Consider the following 17,730-nt stretch of genomic DNA (forward strand, 5'->3'; position numbering starts at 1 on the left):
TCTTAACAAGACTAATACCCTTTGTCAATTCATTTATAAACAAATAATTGAATTAATTTTAGAATAGGGACAATTTTCTCATATTAAAGGTTGACTAACTGAATATGCTTTTGGTATGGTTAATTTAATAAATAGAAAGCAGGTGAGGTATTATGGCAACTTTATATGAGAGTGTAAAAATGCGAATTGGCATGATCCAGGTATCTCATCACACGTGTGCTTTCTAAAAAGTGACCGTTTCTTTTGATGTGTATTTAACCGTGGCTGCCTATTCGCAGACACGGTTTTTTATTATACACAAATCAGGAGGAATACAAATTGAAAAAAGTTGAAAATTACGGTTGGAATGAATCTTGGGAATCAAAATGGCAAGATCAATCCACAAATGAAAAATTACAAGCTAGCGTCTATGGACGTGTTTTGCTTGAGCATAAACATATGTACCGTGTTGTAACTAATGATGGTGAATGGTTAGCTTCACTTTCAGGAAGTTTCAAACATCAAGCTCGTGAACGCCGTGACTACCCTGCCGTTGGTGACTGGGTGGCAATCGAAAAAATGCAAGGTGAAGAAAAAGGAATCATTCATACCATCTTGCCTAGAACATCAATCTTTTCTCGAAAAGCAGCTGGCTTGACTACGATTGAGCAAATTGTCGCAGTTAACGTTGAAATCGTCTTTCTAGTCATGTCGCTAAACTTGGATTTTAACGTTCGTCGACTCGAACGCTATTTGATCGCAGCATGGGATTCGGGTGCAAATCCGGTTATTGTATTAACAAAAAAAGATCTTTGTGGCAATCCGCAAACCTATGTAGAACAAGCAGCAGCCGTTGCTTTTGGTGTGCCAATTCATATGGTGAGTAGTGTGACTGGAGAAGGTATTGTTGAGCTGCAGGAAATGTTGAGCGAAGGTAAGACTGCCGCTTTACTAGGTTCTTCTGGAGTTGGTAAATCCTCACTAACTAATGCACTTTGTGGAGAAGAAGTAATGGCCGTAAAAGAGATTCGAGAAGATGATGACAAAGGTCGCCATACAACGACTCATCGTGAGCTTTTCCGAATGCCCGGTGGTGGATTACTCATCGACACACCAGGCATGCGTGAATTCCAAATGTGGGATAACAATGAAAGTCTAGACACCGGATTTAATGATGTGGAACAATTGGCGAATACCTGTCGTTTCAACGATTGTCAACATAATGGTCAGCCAGGATGTGCTGTTCAAGAAGCTCTAGATAACGGTACATTAACTCGTGAGCGTTATGCAAGTTATGAAAAATTAAAACGTGAGCTTGCTTATATTGAACGTAAAGCCGATGCTGTGGCGCGAAAAGCAGAGCTTGGAAAGTGGAAACAAATTACGAAAGACGCACGCAAGCGTCCCGCGAAAAAGAAATAAAAGTGAAAATCAACTAGTAGAGCCCCAATTCCCTTAGGAAATGGGGCTCTATGTTGGAAGAAATAAACAAACTCTTTCCAGATGGTTTGGATACATCAATTGCTCTAAAAAATCTGTAACAAGGAGCTCTTCTTTATTGACGCAATGATTTTACAACCGGATCTGTTGCTTGTTCTTCTTCGCCATGTACATGGGAATTTCCTTCACACTTGTATGGAAACCAAATGTAGGTTCAATAAATCTGGCTGCAAGTGCAGAGCGTCCATGTTTTGGTCGATTTCCACTAATAACGAATACTTTCACTGCTCTTCTCTCTTTTTAACTAAACTACTCATGATCTTCCGCTTGGTTCAGTTAACCCGTGCTTCACAGCATAAAGAGCAGCTTGCGTACGATCTTGAACGTGTAATTTTGAAAAAATATTGGATATATGTGTTTTAACCGTTTTCTCGGTGACAAATAAAGATGAAGCAATTTCTCTATTACTTTTCCCTTTTGTAAGCTCATATAAAACATCTTGCTCTCTAGGCGTTAATGGATATAGCTTATGTGGCGGATCAACTTGTGGCTCGCGAATCTTCATCAATTGTGAAGTCGCTTGAGGATGTATTGTGTTTTCTCCACGCATGAGTTTACGAATGGACTCCACTAAATCATCGGGTTCAATATCTTTTAATTGATAACCCGATGCCCCCGCTTCAATCGCTGGAATGACATGATCCTGATCTGAAAAACTCGTGAGCATCAACACTTCTGTTTGTGGGAATTTTTCTTTAATGCGTTTAGTGGCTTGAATGCCATCCATTTCAGGCATAACTAAATCCATTAACACAATATCGGGTCTCAGGGTTGAAGTCAATTCAACAGCCTCTCTCCCATTCGTCGCTTCTCCGACAACATGAATATCTTTTTGAGTCTTCAAGAAAAACAGTAAGCCGCGTCGGACGACATGATGATCATCCGCAATTAGCACTTTAATCATGCAAATTCCTCCTTAGTATGGCAAACGGATTAATATTTCTGTGCCTTTTCCAATCTCACTTGACCAATCCACAGATCCTCCAGCAGTGCGTGCTCGATCTCGCATGCTTTGCAAACCAATTGAGGGTAAACTAACATGTGATTCGATTTGGAATCCACATCCTTCATCTTTCAAGACAAGCAACACATCACTCGATGTTACCGTAATAAATAATTCTCCAGTTTGAACGCCTGCATGCTTACGTATGTTATTTAAACCCTCTTGTACGATACGAAAAAGTGTTTCTTCTGTTCGTGAAGGCAAATTGATGACACCTGAGACATTCACGTTTAATGTTAAGCCGAGCATTTCGGAATAGCCTTTAATGCCTTCAATTAAGCCACTTTCCAATCCTTTTGGACGCAGCTGCCAAATAAGTGCACGCATTTCATTTAGTGCTTCTTGAGTTAAATGTTGTATCTCCCGAAAAGTTTCCTTCACTTCTGCTTGTTCAGCCATTTCACTCCCGCCTCTAGCGGTCAATGTTACTGAGAATAATAACTGGTTCACAGAGTCATGCAAATCCCGTGCTAACCGATTCCGTTCCTGAACAAGTGCCATTTCCTGTTCCTGTTTTGTTAACAAAATTCGTTTAATAGCGGAACCCATTTGGAAGGCCACGGATTCAAGCAGTGCCAACTCGTCTTTTGTAAATGCAACCGTATTGGGAGATGCTACATTCAATAACCCAAAATTCTCTTTTCCCGATTGTAGCGGAACTGTGGCGTGATGCGTAATGCCCCCATGGTCCCCAACTTGAGCATTAATGGCACTTTCAATTCTTTGGCACTCAATCATATTCGTAGCTTTTTTCAGTTCTCCATTGCGATATTTAGAAACACACCAACAACCACCTTTTTTAAGATGACGGCACCTGTCGTGTTCTAAAGCTTCCGGAAGATTCTCATGTACAATTAATTGGTGCTTCCCTTTAGAACTAATAAAGAAAATCCACCCTGTTTCGAATTGTGTGCCGGCCAAAAACTTTCGTAAAGCTCCCTGCAGCATTGTCGTCATTTCAGTTTCTTCATTCAACAATTCTGCTATTTCTTTTAATAAGCCGATGTTTGAATGTTCATTTGTTTGCATGCAGTCGCCTCCGTCACATACTAATATTACCTTTTATCATACCATTCGTTTTCATGCATTCGCATGAAGATTGGTTCATACTTTTGACTGAAAAGCTTATTTATACTTCTCCCTTCTTGCTCAATTTTTGTTGACCCGTTTCACACTTAAGTCAAGTTGTTGAAATACAGCATGTGTTACTACCTGCTTCTACACTTCGCACTCATACTCCTTTGTATTGAATGGTGGAAAGAAACAAGCCCCTATTAGTAAGCTTCACTAATAAGGGCTTGGAATTAAGCTTCAAAACGCATATCCATTGCGGATGTGAATTGGGTTTTAATGTCCTCAAGTTTCGTCATGCTCTCTTCTTTAGTCAGGCCCATTACAGCAATGTAGTACTTAATCTTCGGTTCTGTTCCGCTTGGACGCACACATACCCACGAACCATCTGCTAATAAGTATTTCAACACGTCTGCTTGAGGTAAGATTAGTTTCTCATCTTTCCGCCCATCAATAAATGTACGTGATTGTGCCAAATAATCTTCTTGTGAGGAAATGGCAATTCCCGCAATCTCGGACAACGGTTGTTGTCTTATATTATTCATCAGTGCTTTAATCGAACGAGCTCCGTCTGCCCCTTTTTTGGTAACAGAAACTAACCCTTCGAAATAATATCCATGGCGTTCAAATAAGTCATGTAATACATCTAGTAACGTTTTCCCTTGCAATTTATAATAAGCAGCAGCTTCTGTAACTGCTAAAACTGTTTGGATTGCATCTTTATCACGTGCAAATGACTTAATCAAATACCCGTAGCTTTCTTCATATCCAAACAGGAATTGATATTCATTTGTTTCATTATATTGTTTGATTTTTTCACCAATAAATTTAAACCCCGTTAAGACGTCTTCCGTAGATGCTCCGTGGTACTCGGCAATTATCCGACCTAGATCAGATGTTACAATCGTTTTAATAACACGACCATTAGCAGGCATATTTCCTTTTTCTTTTAGTTGTATTAATAAATATTCAATTAATATCGCACCTGTTTGGTTCCCAGTTAACAAGACATATTCGTCACCTTGTTTAACTGCCACTCCGACTCGGTCTCCATCTGGATCAGCCGTTATCAAAAGATCTGCTGCTGTTTCTTTTCCTTGTTTCATCGCAAGTTCAAATGCACCGGTTTCTTCTGGATTTGGTGACTTCAGTGTTGGAAATTCACCGTTCGGTTCCATTTGTTCTTCCACATAAGAAAAATTAGTATAGCCGGCTCTAGTCATTAATTCACGGACGGTAGAACCCGACGCACCATGAAGTGGAGAGAAGACTACGCTTAAATTTTCTTTTCCAGCAAGTTTTGGATGATGCTGAACGGACTCAACGAGTTCTAGGTATGCCTCATCTAATTCACGTCCCACCACTTGAATCATGCCTAATTGCACGAGTTCATTGTAATTACCCGCTTCTACTGCTAGTTCATCACCAACTTGTTGAACATACGCAATCACCGCTTCTGCAGCTTCTAAATTAAGCTGGGCACCATCTTCACCGTATACTTTATATCCATTATATTCTGGAGGGTTGTGGCTAGCAGTAACGACAATTCCCATGAATGCATCTAGCTCTCTAACACTAAATGATAGTTGAGGAGTTGTACGTGGTGCTTCATATACATAAGCTTGAATACCATTCCTCGCAAAAGTGCTTGCAGCTTCTTGTGTAAATTCAGGTGATTTTCTACGACTGTCATACGCAATGACTATTCCTCTATTCATGGCTTGAGGACCAGCCGCTTTTATGTAATCCGCAACTCCTTGAGAAGCTTTTCGAACAGTATATGTATTCATTCGGTTCGTGCCTGCACCAATTTCACCACGCATGCCACCCGTTCCAAATTCCAAGTCTTTATAAAAAGCATCTTCTAAAAGCTTTTCATCTTGAGCCATTTCAGAAAGCTGTTCTTTCAATTCAGGCTCAAGTGTTTCAAAAGCCAACCACTTGTTTACAGCTTGTTGATAATCCATATATGTTCCTCCATTTGAAACGGCAATGCCGCCTCTGCAATGAAGAGCGTTGAAAGCAACTCGATTTCTTCATTATAGAAACGGCATATTGTTTCATCCTTTTTTATAATCTATTTGATAGACATCATGACGACGGTCTTTTAAGTGTTTCACTGTTCCATCTTGTCGTTGGCGTCGTAAAATTTCCAAATCCACATCGCTTATTAGAACCATTTCTAAGTTTGGACTCGTCTCACCAACAATTCCATCACGTGCAAACTCAAAGTCAGACGGTGCATAGATACCTGACTGTGCATATTGAATATCCATATTTTCAGTTTGTGGCAAGTTCCCCACGGTTCCTGAAATAACGGTATATATCTGATTTTCAATTGCACGTGCTTGTGCACAGTATTTTACTCGGAGATAGCCTTGACGATCTTCCGTACAGAATGGAGTGAAAATAATATTCGCTCCCATATCTGTAGCGATACGTCCAAGCTCTGGAAACTCAATATCGTAGCAAATTTGAATGGCAATTTTTCCGCAATCTGTATCAAATACGCGGACTGAATCCCCCGCACTAATCCCCCACCATTTACGTTCATTTGGAGTGATATGAATTTTATATTGCTTCTCAATCGAACCATCGCGGCGGAATAAATACGCAATGTTATATATTTCATCATTATCTTCTTTTACGAAATGTGAACCACCAATAATATTTACGTTATATCGCACTGCTAAGTCCGTAAAGAGTTCAATGTACTGAGGTGTAAATTCCGTTAACCTTCGAATAGCACGACTTGGAGATGGTTCATTTAGGAATGACATTAGCTGTGTGGTGAAAATTTCCGGGAACACAACAAAATCCGAATGTGCATCCGAAGCGACATCAACAAAATATTCACATTGGTTGGCCAAATCATCAAACGATTCGATTGCGCGCATCATGTATTGGACGACGCAAATACGAACTGGGTAACTTGTCTTGAAATGACGCTTGGACATTGGTTTATAGTCAACATTGTTCCATTCCATCAAAGTTGCATATTTGACAGATGCTTTATCATCTGGTAAATAGTTTGGGTTAATACGCATTAGCGTAAAGCCATTCATGATTTGGAATGTTAACACTGGATCATAAATTTTATGTCTAGATACGGCATCTACATATTCACGGGGTAACATTTCGTCTGAATGTTTGTGGAAATTTGGAATACGTCCACCAATAATGATGGATTTTAAATTTAACTGACGTGCAATTTCTTTTCTTGCTTCGTATAAACGTTGACCCACTTTCATACGTCGATATTCTGGATGTACCATTACTTCGATTCCATACAAATTATAGCCATCTGGATTATGATTGGTAATGTAACCAGCATCCGTCACATCTGACCATGAATGACGATCATCATATTCATCAAAGTTGATGATTAAACTTGAACAAGAGCCGATGATACTGCCATCGAGCTCGGCTACCATCTGCCCCTCAGGGAAAATACTTAAATGACTACGTAATTGATCCACTTTCCATGGATCCATTCCTGGAAAACATAGTCTCTGCATTGCTAGAATCGGTTCTATATCATCTAAAGTAGTTTGTCTTATAACCATACTTACTTCAAATTGGGATAAATCGAATTGTTCTGACATACTCTTTTCATCTTCTCCTTCACAAAAGCTTCATATTTCATTATATAAGAGTTTCTGGTTCGTTGATAATATTTTACATGCTAACAACTAAGAATTATAATTTGATTTGAGATAATATTAAAAGAGGAGATTGATTTATGTCAAAAAAAATTGAGAATCTACTATTATTTATGTGGATGGTAGCCTTATCAGCTACGATGGGTTCCCTTTACTTCTCAGAAATTCGCGGGTATGAACCATGTGAACTATGCTGGATTCAAAGAATCTTCATGTATCCTCTCGTCATTATTTTAGGAATTGCTTACATCCAAAAAAATGCACGAATTGCCGTAACGACAGCCACTTTTGCAATTATCGGTGGAATGATCTCCCTTTACCATTATGGCATTCAAAAGCTAGATTTTTTATCTGAGAGTGCACCATCTTGTGGCCGTGTTTCATGTACGGGCGAATACATTAATTTACTAGGCTTTATCACCATTCCCTTTCTAGCACTTACCGCCTTTATCCTGATTACCATAACAAGTTTCTTAATTTTACGTGCCTTGAAGGAGGAAAAATAAGTTGAAAAAATTATTAATAATCGGTGGAGCAATTGTAGTTGTTTTTATTCTGCTCATTGTTTTAACGAATATGTCTAATGACAAAAAATTAGCGAACAACCCGTATGGAACAGATGATTTACAACAAGAAACGATTGATCAACTGAACGATAAAAACTATCAAAATATCATTTTACCTGATGATTTAAAAGAAGAAATCGAGAGCGGCGAACCAGTTACAGCTTACTTTTTCAGTCCAATTTGTGTACACTGTAAAGCGATGACACCTGTTTTAATGCCAGTCGTAGAAGAAATGAATGTTGATTTGGTACAATACAATATATACGAATTTGAGCAAGGATGGGAAGATTACAAAATTGAAGGAACTCCAACCATCATCCACTTTGAGAATGGCAAGGAAGTTTCACGTTTGTATGGTAACTATCCAAAAGAAAATATAGAAGAATTTTTCAATGAAGTTGTATTAAAATAAACGATATCGCAGACCATGTCCTGAACATGGTCTCTTTTTTGGAGGAACCAACATATGATAAAAACATTTCAATATGAATTAAAAAAAGACAACATTACCATTGAAGAACTACTACGTGACGATTTTCAAATCGGCAAGAAAATCATGCATGAAATGCGCATGGCTAAAAGCATTTTAAATGAACAGGGTGAACCTATGGTATGGCAACACCATTATCCGATTGGAACAAAACTTACCTTCCAAGTAAATGTCGAACCTTCTTCATATGAAGCGACCGAAACTTGCGAAGTTCCAATTCTCTTTGAAGATGCTCACATACTTGTAGTTTCAAAACCTGCAGATATGGCGACTCATCCTAATGATCCAGGTCAAACCGGAACATGCATGAACCATGTGATGGCGTATATAAAGAAACAGGGTGGAGTCTATGCTGAGCATGTCCATCGACTCGATCAAGGCACAAAAGGATTAGTCTTAATTGCTAAACACCCACTTATCAAATCGATGTTAGACCGTATGCTGGAAGACAAACAAATCATTCGCGTATATGAAGCGATTGTAGATGGTCAAATGACACAAAAAAACGGCTCTATTCGAACGTCTATCGGGAAAGATCGTCATGATTCTGCGCGACGGGCTGTATCTCCTACTGGTCAAACCGCTATCACACATTTCGAGGTGGTGGGTCAAGATGCCAACTTCACAAAAGTCCATGTTATTTTGGAAACGGGACGTACGCATCAAATCCGAGTTCATTTTAGTTCAATCGGCCATCCGGTAACAGGTGACAGAATGTATGGTTCTAGAACAAGAGCAGACAACTATTCGTTACAAGCGAAAAAATTGCAATTTGTCCATCCAATTACAAAAGAGATGGTTGTAGTGGAAGATTATAAATGATGTAATGAGCGATACCAAAAAGAGATTCCTGAGTCATTAATGACTTGAGGAATCTCTTTTTTACGATTAGAAAGTGTACTTCTTTGTGTCTAATTTACAATCAAGATTTGTTATATCTAGCTCCAAGCGCCAACTCACACCACAGCTTTAGGCAGTGATGCGAAAGCAGGCTTTCGAGGGTCTTTCCAGCGCCGGTGTGAGCTAAAGTGGCGCTTTACACTTTTCTATTTAAAAATTAAAGTTGAAATTATCTGGATCTGCACCCGTACGTTGGTTAAGGTTCAATGAATCGATCTGTTTCATGTCATCAGCCGATAGTTCAAAGTCAAATACATCTGCATTTGAAGCAATACGTTCAGGCGTGACTGACTTAGGAATGACCGTTAAATCATGTTGTAGATGCCAACGCACGATAACTTGTGCTGGGGTCTTTCCGTATTTTGATCCCATTTGTACTAATGAAACTTCATCTAACAACCCACCACGAGCAAGTGGTGACCAAGATGTCACGGCTATTTGGTTATCTGCACAGAAGGTTCTTAGGTCAAGCTGTGTAAGACGAGGACTCAATTCTATTTGATTGACCATTGGTTTTATGTTTGCCTTTGCGAATATTTTTTCTAAATGATGTTGATGATGATTTGAAACACCTGTTGCACGTATGAGTTTTTCATCATATAAACGTTCAATCGCCCGATATGTTTCTGTAAATGTTTCTTTTACCGCCCAGTGTGTTAAATATAAATCCAAATATTCGAAACCCAAGTTTTTTAACGATGTTTCAAATGCTCTTAAAGTTTGGTCGTATCCTTGATCAGCGTTCCACACTTTTGTGGTCACAAAAATGTCTTCACGTTTTAAGCCAGAAGCGCGGACGGATTCACCAACTTCTTTTTCGTTGCCATACAACGAGGCGGTATCAATTGCTCGATATCCCACTTTTAAAGCAGTTGTCATTGCATTAATTGCCTCATCAGAATTTGTCATTTTGTAAACGCCTAACCCAAGACGGGGCATTTCGACGTCATTATGTAGTGTTTTAGTGGATTGCAAAGTCAGTGTCATGTTTATCTTCCTTTCCTTCAATCTACTTCTATTGTACAAATTAATAGAGATTTTTACGAGCGTGACGATATTTCTTCTGAAAATTATTGTACTTTTTTCTACAAAAGAATATTAAATGGAATTTTGATTATTTCGTCCCTCCTCTTAAAAGTAGACACACTATGTTTCGCTTAAAAGAACATAATACTAATGTAACAACCGAATTATTCGCAGGTATGACTCCTTTCCTGACGATGATATTATCGTGAATGTAAACCCAGTGATCGTGGCTGATGTTGGAGCATCTTTTGACCGAGCGAACGACTTTCGCCATATTTGTGTTGAAGTGAATATTTCTTTTTGAGATGATGTAGTCTATAATTAGGTATGATATTGTAATTCTCTTTTAAGGAGGCAACATACATGGGCTTAATTCTTATTCTTGGTGTCAGTGTTGCATTCCTTGCTGCGATTTTCACGGCAGGGTACGATGACAAACCAGGCGCAACTGGAAAGAAATAATACAGCTACAGTAAAAGGGACCGCTAGTAACTAACTAGCAGTCCCTTTTTTTATGTTAATGTTGGAAATTCTTGTTGGCGAAGTGCTTCATAAATTAAGATAGCTGCCGTATTCGATAGATTCAGTGAACGTATATGTTCATTCATCGGGATTCTCAGGCAGGTATCTTGATTTGCATCAATTAATTCACGAGGTAGACCGGTCGTTTCCCGCCCGAAAACGAAGAAGTAATCCTTTTCAGGTTCACTGTAGTTGTAAGTTGTATAGGGTTTAGAACCATGTTTCGTAATATAGAAAAACTCCGCTGCAGGGTATTTCTCAAACAACTCTTCTAACAAGTCGTAATACTGAATGTCCACATGCTCCCAATAATCGAGCCCTGCACGTTTCAACATTTTATCATCTGTCGAAAAACCAAGAGGTCTGATTAAATGAAGTTTTGTACCTGTTCCTGCACAAGTACGTGCGATGTTTCCAGTGTTTGCTGGGATTAATGGTTGGTAAAGTACTACGTGAATGGCCAAAATAACACTTCCTTAATTTACTTTTTCGAATGCTAAACCTTTATGAATCTCAGTAATTACTTCTGAATCCACTTCTGTTTGCAGAACTTTCCGTAGAGCAACTATTCCCTCTTGTGTTCCTATTTTACCAATAGCCCAAGCTGCCGTTCCGCGAATCACTGGACGTGTGTCATGTTGAAGTAAATCGATTAAATGCGGTACTGCACTTTCCTCTTTAAAATGAGCGAGTGCTAAGATGCTATTTCGCTGGATGGGTTTCTTCCCTCTCCATGAACCTGAGACATGTCCAAACCGTGTCTTGAATTCCTTGTTACTCATTTTCAATAATGGTATGAGCAATGGTTTGGCTATTTCCGGATCAGGTTGGAAGTCCAGTTGATGGGTATTGGAGATGCCTTTATTTTTCGGACATACCGTTTGGCACGTATCGCAGCCATAGATCCGGTTTCCAATTTTCGTTCGGAACTCGTCAGGCAAAAATGTTTTAGTCTGTGTTAAGAAGGCAATGCATCGTTTGGCATTCAACTGGCCACCTTCAATCAGTGCTCCAGTTGGACAAACATCTAAACACAAGCGACAATCCCCACACTCATCCTCCATCGGGGCATCAGGTGCAAATGGGATATTTGTGATGATTTCACCAAGATAGACGTAAGATCCAAATTCAGGCGTAATGACCGAACAATTCTTTGCACTCCATCCAATTCCCGCTCGTTCCGCTACAGCACGATCGGATAGCTCTCCAGTGTCCACCATAGAACGCGTTTTTGCATCCACTATCCGTTCTGCAATAAACTGTTCTAACTTCGATAAGCGGTCTCTTAGCACCGTATGATAATCAATCCCCCAAGACGCACGAGCGAAAATCCCCCTGCGTGAGCCTTTCTTTCCTTGTGGGGCGTTTTCCATGCGTGAAGGGTAAGCAATCGCAATAGAAATGATACTCTCGGCTTCATTTAATAAAAGCCTTGGGTTCGTTCGTTTATCTAGATCAGGCTCCTCAAAACCGGATTGATACCCCAGTTCTTGTTGCCGCTTTAATCGATTCTTCAGCTCACGGAAAGGATCGGAAGAAGCAAAACCGATTTTATCGATTCCAATTGAGTGCGCATACGAAATTAACTCTTGTTGAAACTGATTCACATTCATGAAATCCTCTCCCTCCTTATGATAAACTGATGAAAACTAGTCTGTAGGTGAAAACATGAATATATCTATAAATCCTTCGATTTTTGAAATCGATGAGAACATTAAAATCGGCATTAATCATTATACCAAATTTGTCGTATCAGAATCTCCTCAAATGTTAAAAGGGCGTATGCAATTATTTCAAGAACACTTATTTTTTGATTTGCAAGATAGAGAACTAACTGATTATGCGGGGATTAGAGAGTGGAGAGCCCTATGGAAAAAGTTTGGTTCAGATCCAGGTCGCTATCGTCCTTCCATGGAAGCCATAATGCGACGCATTCGAAATCAAAATTATTTACAACCATTTAACAGTGGTGTAGATTTAAATAATTTCTTTTCCCTTCAGTATGAGATTCCTGTAGGGATATATGACTTGGCACATACAATTGGGAATATCGAGTTATCACTCGGCGGTTCCGATACTTCCTACAAGGGATTAAATGGCCGTGAAAACACTTTAAAGGATATATTAGTCATTCAAGATGAACTTGGTCCTTTTGGTAGTCCATTTGTTGATTCCACGGGCACAGCGGTTAATGAAGCAACTGTTGAAGCGTTACAAATCTTCTTTTTAAAACCATCTATGACAAATGAAGAAGCTGAAAAACTTGTGGCGTCTGCTGGGAATATGTTTATTCAAGTAAATGGTGGGGATTGCTCTACAACTGTTCTAAATCATCTACATAAACATTCTACTATTGATTAAGTAGCAATTGTCTTTGTGGAATTTTCAGTATTACCAAAGATAAAACCGCTTATCAAATAAGCGGTTTTATCCGTTTTGGTTTTCTATAATTGCCTCTAAACCAGCATATGTCGTACTAAAGGTTTGAATTTCCCGATCAAATGCCCCCAAAGAAATGGCATGCGTAGACTTAATGCCAACTAAAATACATTTTGCACCAATTAAATTTAAACAGTCATATAACTTTTGTACGTGAAAACGTAATTCATGATCCAAATCACTAAGTCCACTAAAATCTATTAAGACGTATTCAATTCTGTTTGATGAACACTCTATTAATACCGAGGAAATGAGCAAATCTGCCCTCTCAGTATCATATACACCGATTAATGGCAGAGCAATCGTACTTTTCCACACATGAAGAATAGGGATTGAAAGAGCCTTAATCAGCTTTTCTTTCGCTTTCTCTTCTTCTGCTTTTGTCGTCACATCCATTAACATGACTACGAATCCTTCGAGTTCATTACTATTTTTTCTAATCGGTGTGACCACAATATCCGCAATAAATCGTTCCTGAATCGTAATTCGTGAGCGATGAGTGATACTTGAATTTTTCATCACGCGTTGCTGATGCTCAGGGTTTTTATGAAAAAAATCCATACTCTTACCAATGAAGTCTTGACTACTACCAAGCTGATACAAAGGTGCAATTTCAGATAATAAAGCTGAAGCGTTGCTGTTCATCCACCTGATATTAAACTGTGAATCCGCGATAATAATATTTTCCCCAATACTATTTATTGCATTTTGTACGGAAATATCGTTCGGTATAGTACCTACATCATTCATTTTTCTCATCCTGTTCCTCTTAAACTCTATTATAAGTATATACAAATACCGCTGAGCTGCATACTTTCTACGTGGGGAATACATAAAAAGGTGACACACGATTACGTGTCACCTTTTTATTTTCCACTCCTATAATGGATTTAGTTAGACTGGCCTTTCTTCACCCACTCAGCAACCGTTACAGTACGCTTAGCTTGGTGTTTCACTGCTCCTTGAACATCTTCTACCATTTTTCCATCTTGACCTACTGAAACACTTGTCCCGTATGGATTGCCTCCCGCAGAATATAACACGGGATCCGTATATCCTGGAGCCACGACGATTGCACCCCAATGATACATCGTTGTATACAATGCTAACGTCGTAATTTCTTGACCACCATGAGCATTTTGGGCCGAAGTCATGGCACTCACAACTTTATTTGTCAGTTTTCCATTAAACCAAAGACCGCCAGTTGTGTCCAAGAAATTCTTTACTTGTCCTGGCATGTTACCAAAACGTGTTGGAACACTGAATATAATAGCATCTGCCCATTCTAAGTCCTCTAATTTCACTTCAGGTACATCTTTCGCCTCTTCAACATGAGCTTTCCACGAAGGGTTTGAATCTATGGCCGCTTGTGGAGCAGTCTCTGGGACTTTCAAGACTTTTGCTTCAGCCCCGAAATCATTGGCAGCTTCTTCTGCCCATTTAGCCAATTGATAGTTAGTACCGGTTGAACTGTAATAGATAACTGCTAATTTTACTTTTGACATATTCCATCTCCTTAGTACTGTACTTTCAAAATAATAAATGTTTACCTTTCCTGTATTCCCCATATGAAAATTTCTATTCATACTTTTCGGATGACAATCATTAACATAATCAAAAACAGTATCCTATGGAAGATACTGTTTTTGATTGACCCTGGAAAGATTATTCAATTACTACGTAATGTAAGGAATCAACCAAAGTAGATGAAGAACTAATACTCCCGAATATAACGTAACAGCAAACCATAAAGTCATTTTTAATTTTTTTCCGAATTTCAAAAATGCCTTCTTAGTAATGAGAACACTTAAAATGGCGCTAAATGATAGTTTAATAAACAATACGTGGAGAGGATCTAATGAACTCAATAGTGGATTGGCTTCGACCATTTGAAAAGAGACCAATCCTATATATGTTAAAATACCATCCAATCCATTAAAAGCGACGATAATCCATGGTAAAATGTACAAAAATGCCTCTCCTTAATATAAAGTATAAATCATTTTTTATGTAGTACCTGTTACTACTACTAAGGTTTAACTACTTTACTTTGAATTAACCGTATATTTAAGGAAATATTTATTTACCAGTATGATTTTTCGATGATGTTCACCATGTGGATTTTCAAGACTTGGATAATCTGTACTTCGCTTTTATTTTCGTATGTATTAAATTATTTTATTCATTCTTAAGCAAATTATTCTACTTTCTGAATCAACATAGAATTTTGTAAGTATTTTATACTTCATTGAATTTTATTCCCTACATAGGGAATAATGAACAATAGGTTGATAAGCCATTTTCCCTTAAAACCGTCTAAGCACTTAGCTTAGACGGTTTTTGTAATTTATTCGATAAACACCTTAAATTTGTTCTGAATAAACAGGTCCATTCAGAACAAGCTATTGTTAATGGAGGTGATATGATTTGAAGGATAATCAAATCAGAAATATAGAAAAAAAGAAAAAAATACTAGGTCGCGAAGAAATTGGGTATGGATACGACATTAGCGTGAATGATTTAAACATACTAGGTCAAAATGAAGCGGCAAAAAACAACGATACTAAGGGTGCCAATCATCCGATCAATAATGATAAGAAAAATGATAAAGAGTAGTACCTCGTACCTTCACTTCGCAAAAGTAAAGTAAAGCCCTCTTAAATAAAAACATAAAAAAAGCAGTATCTACATTAAAGTAGATACTGCTTTTTCATTTGATACCCGAGGCCAGACTCGAACTGGCACGCCTTACGGCACCGCATTTTGAGTGCGGCGTGTCTGCCATTCCACCACTCGGGCAAAATTATTAAATGCAGACTTTGAAACAAAAATCTATGGAGGCGGCAACCGGATTTGAACCGGTGGTAAAGGTGTTGCAGACCTGTGCCTTACCACTTGGCTATGCCGCCAAAAACAAAATGGAGCGGAAGACGAGGTTCGAACTCGCGACCCCCACCTTGGCAAGGTGGTGTTCTACCACTGAACTACTTCCGCAACAACTGGGGAACCTGGATTCGAACCAGGGCGTGACGGAATCAAAATCCGTTGCCTTACCGCTTGGCTATACCCCATCAATAGTATATATGGGGCGAACGAGGGGAATTGAACCCCCGAATGTCGGAATCACAATCCGATGCGTTAACCACTTCGCCACGCCCGCCACATTAAATAGTATGTATTTTGTTTTTCACTTAGAATAATAAATGGGGCGAACGAGGGGAATTGAACCCCCGAGTGTCGGAATCACAATCCGATGCGTTAACCACTTCGCCACGCCCGCCACAATATGAATTTTATAATTGGCAGGGGCAGTAGGAATTGAACCCACACTGGAGGTTTTGGAGACCTCAGTTCTACCTTTAAACTATGCCCCTAAATTTGGTGGAGGGGGGCGGATTCGAACCGCCGAACCCGAAGGAACGGATTTACAGTCCGTCGTGTTTAGCCACTTCACTACCCCTCCAAATGAGCCTGGTGCCGGAGAAAGGACTTGAACCCTCAACCTACTGATTACAAGTCAGTTGCTCTACCAGTTGAGCTACTCCGGCTGGATAAATATAATGGTGGCTCAGGACGGAATCGAACCGCCGACACAAGGATTTTCAGTCCTTTGCTCTACCGACTGAGCTACTGAGCCACAATTGAATTGTACTAAGATTCGAATCTCTTCGTCAGCTTCATTCGTTCGTTCAGTCACATACGTTAGTACGCTCCTTTACTCACTCATTTTGCTTCCTCGACCTTCTTTGCTTATTCCAATTCTAAATACTTTAATAAAAATGGCGGTCCCGACGGGAATCGAACCCGCGATCTTCTGCGTGACAGGCAGACATGTTAACCGCTACACCACGGGACCATTTGGTTGCGGGGGCAGGATTTGAACCTGCGACCTTTGGGTTATGAGCCCAACGAGCTACCACTGCTCCACCCCGCGTCAATATTATGTTATAGACATTATTGCTTCTACGCTTATGGCGTAGTGGACATCTGCATCGGCTGCGCCTGCTTCGATGTTAATCGCCATCTTCGTTTGGCGATTTGCTCCACCCTCGCGGACTTCTTTAATGGAAGTTAAGAATGTAATAATGTAAATGGTGGAGGATGACGGGCTCGAACCGCCGACCCTCTGCTTGTAAGGCAGATGCTCTCCCAGCTGAGCTAATCCTCCTGGGTAAAGATAAAATGTATTGCTAATCAAATATGCAAATTGCGAACTTCACATACGTTGAAGGAAATGCTCCTTCCTCGCATTGCTGCGTCGTCGCAAATCGCCATCTTCGTTTGGCAATTTGGTGACCCCTACGGGATTCGAACCCGTGTTACCGCCGTGAAAGGGCGGTGTCTTAACCGCTTGACCAAGGGGCCATTTATTGTTTGAAGAAAATCACTGGCGGAGAGCAAGGGATTTGAACCCTTGAGACAGTTTAACCCGCCTACACGAATTCCAATCGTGCTCCTTCGGCCACTCGGACAGCTCCCCAATATGGCTCCGAAGGTAGGACTCGAACCTACGACCAATCGATTAACAGTCGATTGCTCTACCACTGAGCTACTTCGGAATGTTACTATATT

General features: G+C 39.6%; 17 protein-coding genes and 16 tRNA genes. 6 read left to right on the plus strand and 27 right to left on the minus strand.

All coding sequences use genetic code 11. From position 1 onward, the window contains the following. Positions 1–318: 318 nt before the first annotated feature. On the plus strand, positions 319–1,401 hold the full coding sequence (rsgA, locus tag GY23_RS14490; RefSeq protein WP_075619928.1) for a ribosome small subunit-dependent GTPase A: 1,083 nt from the start codon (positions 319–321) through the stop codon (positions 1,399–1,401). Between the two features lie 150 nt (positions 1,402–1,551). Here rsgA and GY23_RS17865 read toward each other — a convergent pair whose 3' ends face one another. The 5 genes from GY23_RS17865 to GY23_RS14510 form a co-directional block, all read right to left on the minus strand. Continuing rightward, entirely contained in the window at positions 1,552–1,704 is a 153-nt protein-coding gene (locus GY23_RS17865) for a hypothetical protein (protein WP_211270687.1), read from the minus strand. A gap of 28 nt (positions 1,705–1,732) precedes the next feature. After that, positions 1,733–2,383 carry a response regulator gene (locus GY23_RS14495; protein ID WP_075619929.1) on the minus strand — a complete coding sequence of 217 codons (651 nt, stop codon included), beginning with the start codon at positions 2,381–2,383 and terminating at the stop codon, positions 1,733–1,735. A 12-nt stretch (positions 2,384–2,395) separates the two neighbouring features. Continuing rightward, complete coding sequence (locus GY23_RS14500) at positions 2,396–3,511, minus strand: GAF domain-containing sensor histidine kinase (RefSeq protein WP_075619930.1); 1,116 nt, start codon at positions 3,509–3,511, stop codon at positions 2,396–2,398. A 275-nt stretch (positions 3,512–3,786) separates the two neighbouring features. Then, complete coding sequence (locus tag GY23_RS14505; RefSeq protein WP_075619931.1) at positions 3,787–5,520, minus strand: phospho-sugar mutase; 1,734 nt, start codon at positions 5,518–5,520, stop codon at positions 3,787–3,789. Between the two features lie 93 nt (positions 5,521–5,613). Next, a complete protein-coding gene (locus GY23_RS14510; protein WP_075619932.1) occupies positions 5,614–7,158 on the minus strand; it encodes a carbon-nitrogen hydrolase family protein in 1,545 nt (514 codons plus the stop codon). Between the two features lie 137 nt (positions 7,159–7,295). On the opposite strand from GY23_RS14510, the gene GY23_RS14515 reads away from it, so the two are divergent. The 3 genes from GY23_RS14515 to GY23_RS14525 are packed head-to-tail and all read left to right on the plus strand — an operon-like array spanning position 7,296 to position 9,093. Next, positions 7,296–7,721 (plus strand): disulfide oxidoreductase, encoded by a 426-nt coding sequence (locus GY23_RS14515; protein ID WP_075619933.1) that lies wholly within the window; start codon positions 7,296–7,298, stop codon positions 7,719–7,721. 1 nt (position 7,722) lies between these two features. Further along, positions 7,723–8,193 carry a thioredoxin family protein gene (locus GY23_RS14520; RefSeq protein WP_075619934.1) on the plus strand — a complete coding sequence of 157 codons (471 nt, stop codon included), beginning with the start codon at positions 7,723–7,725 and terminating at the stop codon, positions 8,191–8,193. A gap of 54 nt (positions 8,194–8,247) precedes the next feature. Next, positions 8,248–9,093 (plus strand): RluA family pseudouridine synthase, encoded by an 846-nt coding sequence (locus GY23_RS14525; RefSeq protein WP_075619935.1) that lies wholly within the window; start codon positions 8,248–8,250, stop codon positions 9,091–9,093. 228 nt (positions 9,094–9,321) lie between these two features. Here GY23_RS14525 and GY23_RS14530 read toward each other — a convergent pair whose 3' ends face one another. The 3 genes from GY23_RS14530 to queG all read right to left on the minus strand — a co-directional run bounded on the left by GY23_RS14530 (position 9,322) and on the right by queG (position 12,332). Then, entirely contained in the window at positions 9,322–10,158 is an 837-nt protein-coding gene (locus GY23_RS14530; RefSeq protein WP_084544153.1) for an aldo/keto reductase, read from the minus strand. Positions 10,159–10,709: 551 nt separating this feature from the next. Further along, the gene (gene trmL / locus GY23_RS14535; RefSeq protein WP_075619936.1) at positions 10,710–11,183 is read right to left on the minus strand and encodes a tRNA (uridine(34)/cytosine(34)/5-carboxymethylaminomethyluridine(34)-2'-O)-methyltransferase TrmL; all 474 of its coding nucleotides are present in this window, start codon (positions 11,181–11,183) and stop codon (positions 10,710–10,712) included. Positions 11,184–11,195: 12 nt separating this feature from the next. Next, positions 11,196–12,332 (minus strand): tRNA epoxyqueuosine(34) reductase QueG, encoded by a 1,137-nt coding sequence (gene queG, locus GY23_RS14540; RefSeq protein WP_075619937.1) that lies wholly within the window; start codon positions 12,330–12,332, stop codon positions 11,196–11,198. Between the two features lie 55 nt (positions 12,333–12,387). Here queG and GY23_RS14545 point away from each other — a divergent pair, with 55 nt between their 5' ends. Then, the gene (locus tag GY23_RS14545; RefSeq protein WP_075619938.1) at positions 12,388–13,080 is read left to right on the plus strand and encodes a B3/B4 domain-containing protein; all 693 of its coding nucleotides are present in this window, start codon (positions 12,388–12,390) and stop codon (positions 13,078–13,080) included. A 66-nt stretch (positions 13,081–13,146) separates the two neighbouring features. Here GY23_RS14545 and GY23_RS14550 read toward each other — a convergent pair whose 3' ends face one another. The 3 genes from GY23_RS14550 to GY23_RS14560 form a co-directional block, all read right to left on the minus strand. Beyond that, a complete protein-coding gene (locus GY23_RS14550) occupies positions 13,147–13,917 on the minus strand; it encodes an STAS domain-containing protein (protein ID WP_245827672.1) in 771 nt (256 codons plus the stop codon). Positions 13,918–14,048: 131 nt separating this feature from the next. Continuing rightward, positions 14,049–14,663 carry an NAD(P)H:quinone oxidoreductase gene (wrbA, locus tag GY23_RS14555; protein ID WP_075619939.1) on the minus strand — a complete coding sequence of 205 codons (615 nt, stop codon included), beginning with the start codon at positions 14,661–14,663 and terminating at the stop codon, positions 14,049–14,051. Positions 14,664–14,834: 171 nt separating this feature from the next. After that, on the minus strand, positions 14,835–15,128 hold the full coding sequence (locus GY23_RS14560) for a DUF5658 family protein (RefSeq protein ID WP_075619940.1): 294 nt from the start codon (positions 15,126–15,128) through the stop codon (positions 14,835–14,837). A 457-nt stretch (positions 15,129–15,585) separates the two neighbouring features. Here GY23_RS14560 and GY23_RS14565 point away from each other — a divergent pair, with 457 nt between their 5' ends. Further along, a complete protein-coding gene (locus tag GY23_RS14565; RefSeq protein WP_075619941.1) occupies positions 15,586–15,774 on the plus strand; it encodes a hypothetical protein in 189 nt (62 codons plus the stop codon). A 102-nt stretch (positions 15,775–15,876) separates the two neighbouring features. On the opposite strand, the gene GY23_RS14570 is transcribed toward GY23_RS14565, so the two are convergent. The 16 genes from GY23_RS14570 to GY23_RS14645 form a co-directional block, all read right to left on the minus strand. Then, positions 15,877–15,957, minus strand: a tRNA-Leu gene (locus GY23_RS14570). 36 nt (positions 15,958–15,993) lie between these two features. Next, positions 15,994–16,067: transfer RNA gene (locus tag GY23_RS14575), tRNA-Cys, on the minus strand. A 10-nt stretch (positions 16,068–16,077) separates the two neighbouring features. After that, positions 16,078–16,152: transfer RNA gene (locus tag GY23_RS14580), tRNA-Gly, on the minus strand. A 5-nt stretch (positions 16,153–16,157) separates the two neighbouring features. After that, positions 16,158–16,229, minus strand: a tRNA-Gln gene (locus GY23_RS14585). Positions 16,230–16,242: 13 nt separating this feature from the next. Then, positions 16,243–16,318: transfer RNA gene (locus tag GY23_RS14590), tRNA-His, on the minus strand. A 44-nt stretch (positions 16,319–16,362) separates the two neighbouring features. Next, a tRNA-His gene (locus GY23_RS14595) sits at positions 16,363–16,438 on the minus strand. Positions 16,439–16,458: 20 nt separating this feature from the next. Then, positions 16,459–16,532 (minus strand) — tRNA-Trp (locus tag GY23_RS14600). Positions 16,533–16,537: 5 nt separating this feature from the next. After that, positions 16,538–16,621: transfer RNA gene (locus GY23_RS14605), tRNA-Tyr, on the minus strand. A gap of 9 nt (positions 16,622–16,630) precedes the next feature. Further along, positions 16,631–16,706, minus strand: a tRNA-Thr gene (locus GY23_RS14610). A gap of 13 nt (positions 16,707–16,719) precedes the next feature. Next, positions 16,720–16,795: transfer RNA gene (locus GY23_RS14615), tRNA-Phe, on the minus strand. Between the two features lie 143 nt (positions 16,796–16,938). Continuing rightward, positions 16,939–17,014, minus strand: a tRNA-Asp gene (locus GY23_RS14620). Between the two features lie 3 nt (positions 17,015–17,017). Then, positions 17,018–17,092, minus strand: a tRNA-Met gene (locus tag GY23_RS14625). A 158-nt stretch (positions 17,093–17,250) separates the two neighbouring features. Continuing rightward, positions 17,251–17,326: transfer RNA gene (locus tag GY23_RS14630), tRNA-Val, on the minus strand. 122 nt (positions 17,327–17,448) lie between these two features. Continuing rightward, a tRNA-Glu gene (locus tag GY23_RS14635) sits at positions 17,449–17,523 on the minus strand. A 23-nt stretch (positions 17,524–17,546) separates the two neighbouring features. Next, a tRNA-Ser gene (locus GY23_RS14640) sits at positions 17,547–17,638 on the minus strand. Between the two features lie 4 nt (positions 17,639–17,642). Next, positions 17,643–17,717 (minus strand) — tRNA-Asn (locus GY23_RS14645). Between the last annotated feature and the right edge of the window lie 13 nt (positions 17,718–17,730).

This window comes from Paenisporosarcina indica (assembly GCF_001939075.1).
Lineage (GTDB): Bacteria > Bacillota > Bacilli > Bacillales_A > Planococcaceae > Paenisporosarcina > Paenisporosarcina indica.

Excerpts from the sequence above, each read along its gene's own strand:
- GY23_RS14505 (WP_075619931.1), bottom strand. The coding sequence starts at position 5,520 with ATGGATTATCAACAAGCTGTAAACAAGTGGTTGGCTTTTGAAACACTT.
- GY23_RS14500 (WP_075619930.1), bottom strand. The coding sequence starts at position 3,511 with ATGCAAACAAATGAACATTCAAACATCGGCTTATTAAAAGAAATAGCA.
- GY23_RS14525 (WP_075619935.1), top strand. The coding sequence starts at position 8,248 with ATGATAAAAACATTTCAATATGAATTAAAAAAAGACAACATTACCATT.
- GY23_RS14550 (WP_245827672.1), bottom strand. The coding sequence starts at position 13,917 with ATGAGAAAAATGAATGATGTAGGTACTATACCGAACGATATTTCCGTA.
- GY23_RS14530 (WP_084544153.1), bottom strand. The coding sequence starts at position 10,158 with ATGACACTGACTTTGCAATCCACTAAAACACTACATAATGACGTCGAA.
- GY23_RS14545 (WP_075619938.1), top strand. The coding sequence starts at position 12,388 with ATGAATATATCTATAAATCCTTCGATTTTTGAAATCGATGAGAACATT.
- GY23_RS14495 (WP_075619929.1), bottom strand. The coding sequence starts at position 2,383 with ATGATTAAAGTGCTAATTGCGGATGATCATCATGTCGTCCGACGCGGC.
- GY23_RS14510 (WP_075619932.1), bottom strand. The coding sequence starts at position 7,158 with ATGTCAGAACAATTCGATTTATCCCAATTTGAAGTAAGTATGGTTATA.
- GY23_RS14515 (WP_075619933.1), top strand. The coding sequence starts at position 7,296 with ATGTCAAAAAAAATTGAGAATCTACTATTATTTATGTGGATGGTAGCC.
- queG (WP_075619937.1), bottom strand. The coding sequence starts at position 12,332 with ATGAATGTGAATCAGTTTCAACAAGAGTTAATTTCGTATGCGCACTCA.
- wrbA (WP_075619939.1), bottom strand. The coding sequence starts at position 14,663 with ATGTCAAAAGTAAAATTAGCAGTTATCTATTACAGTTCAACCGGTACT.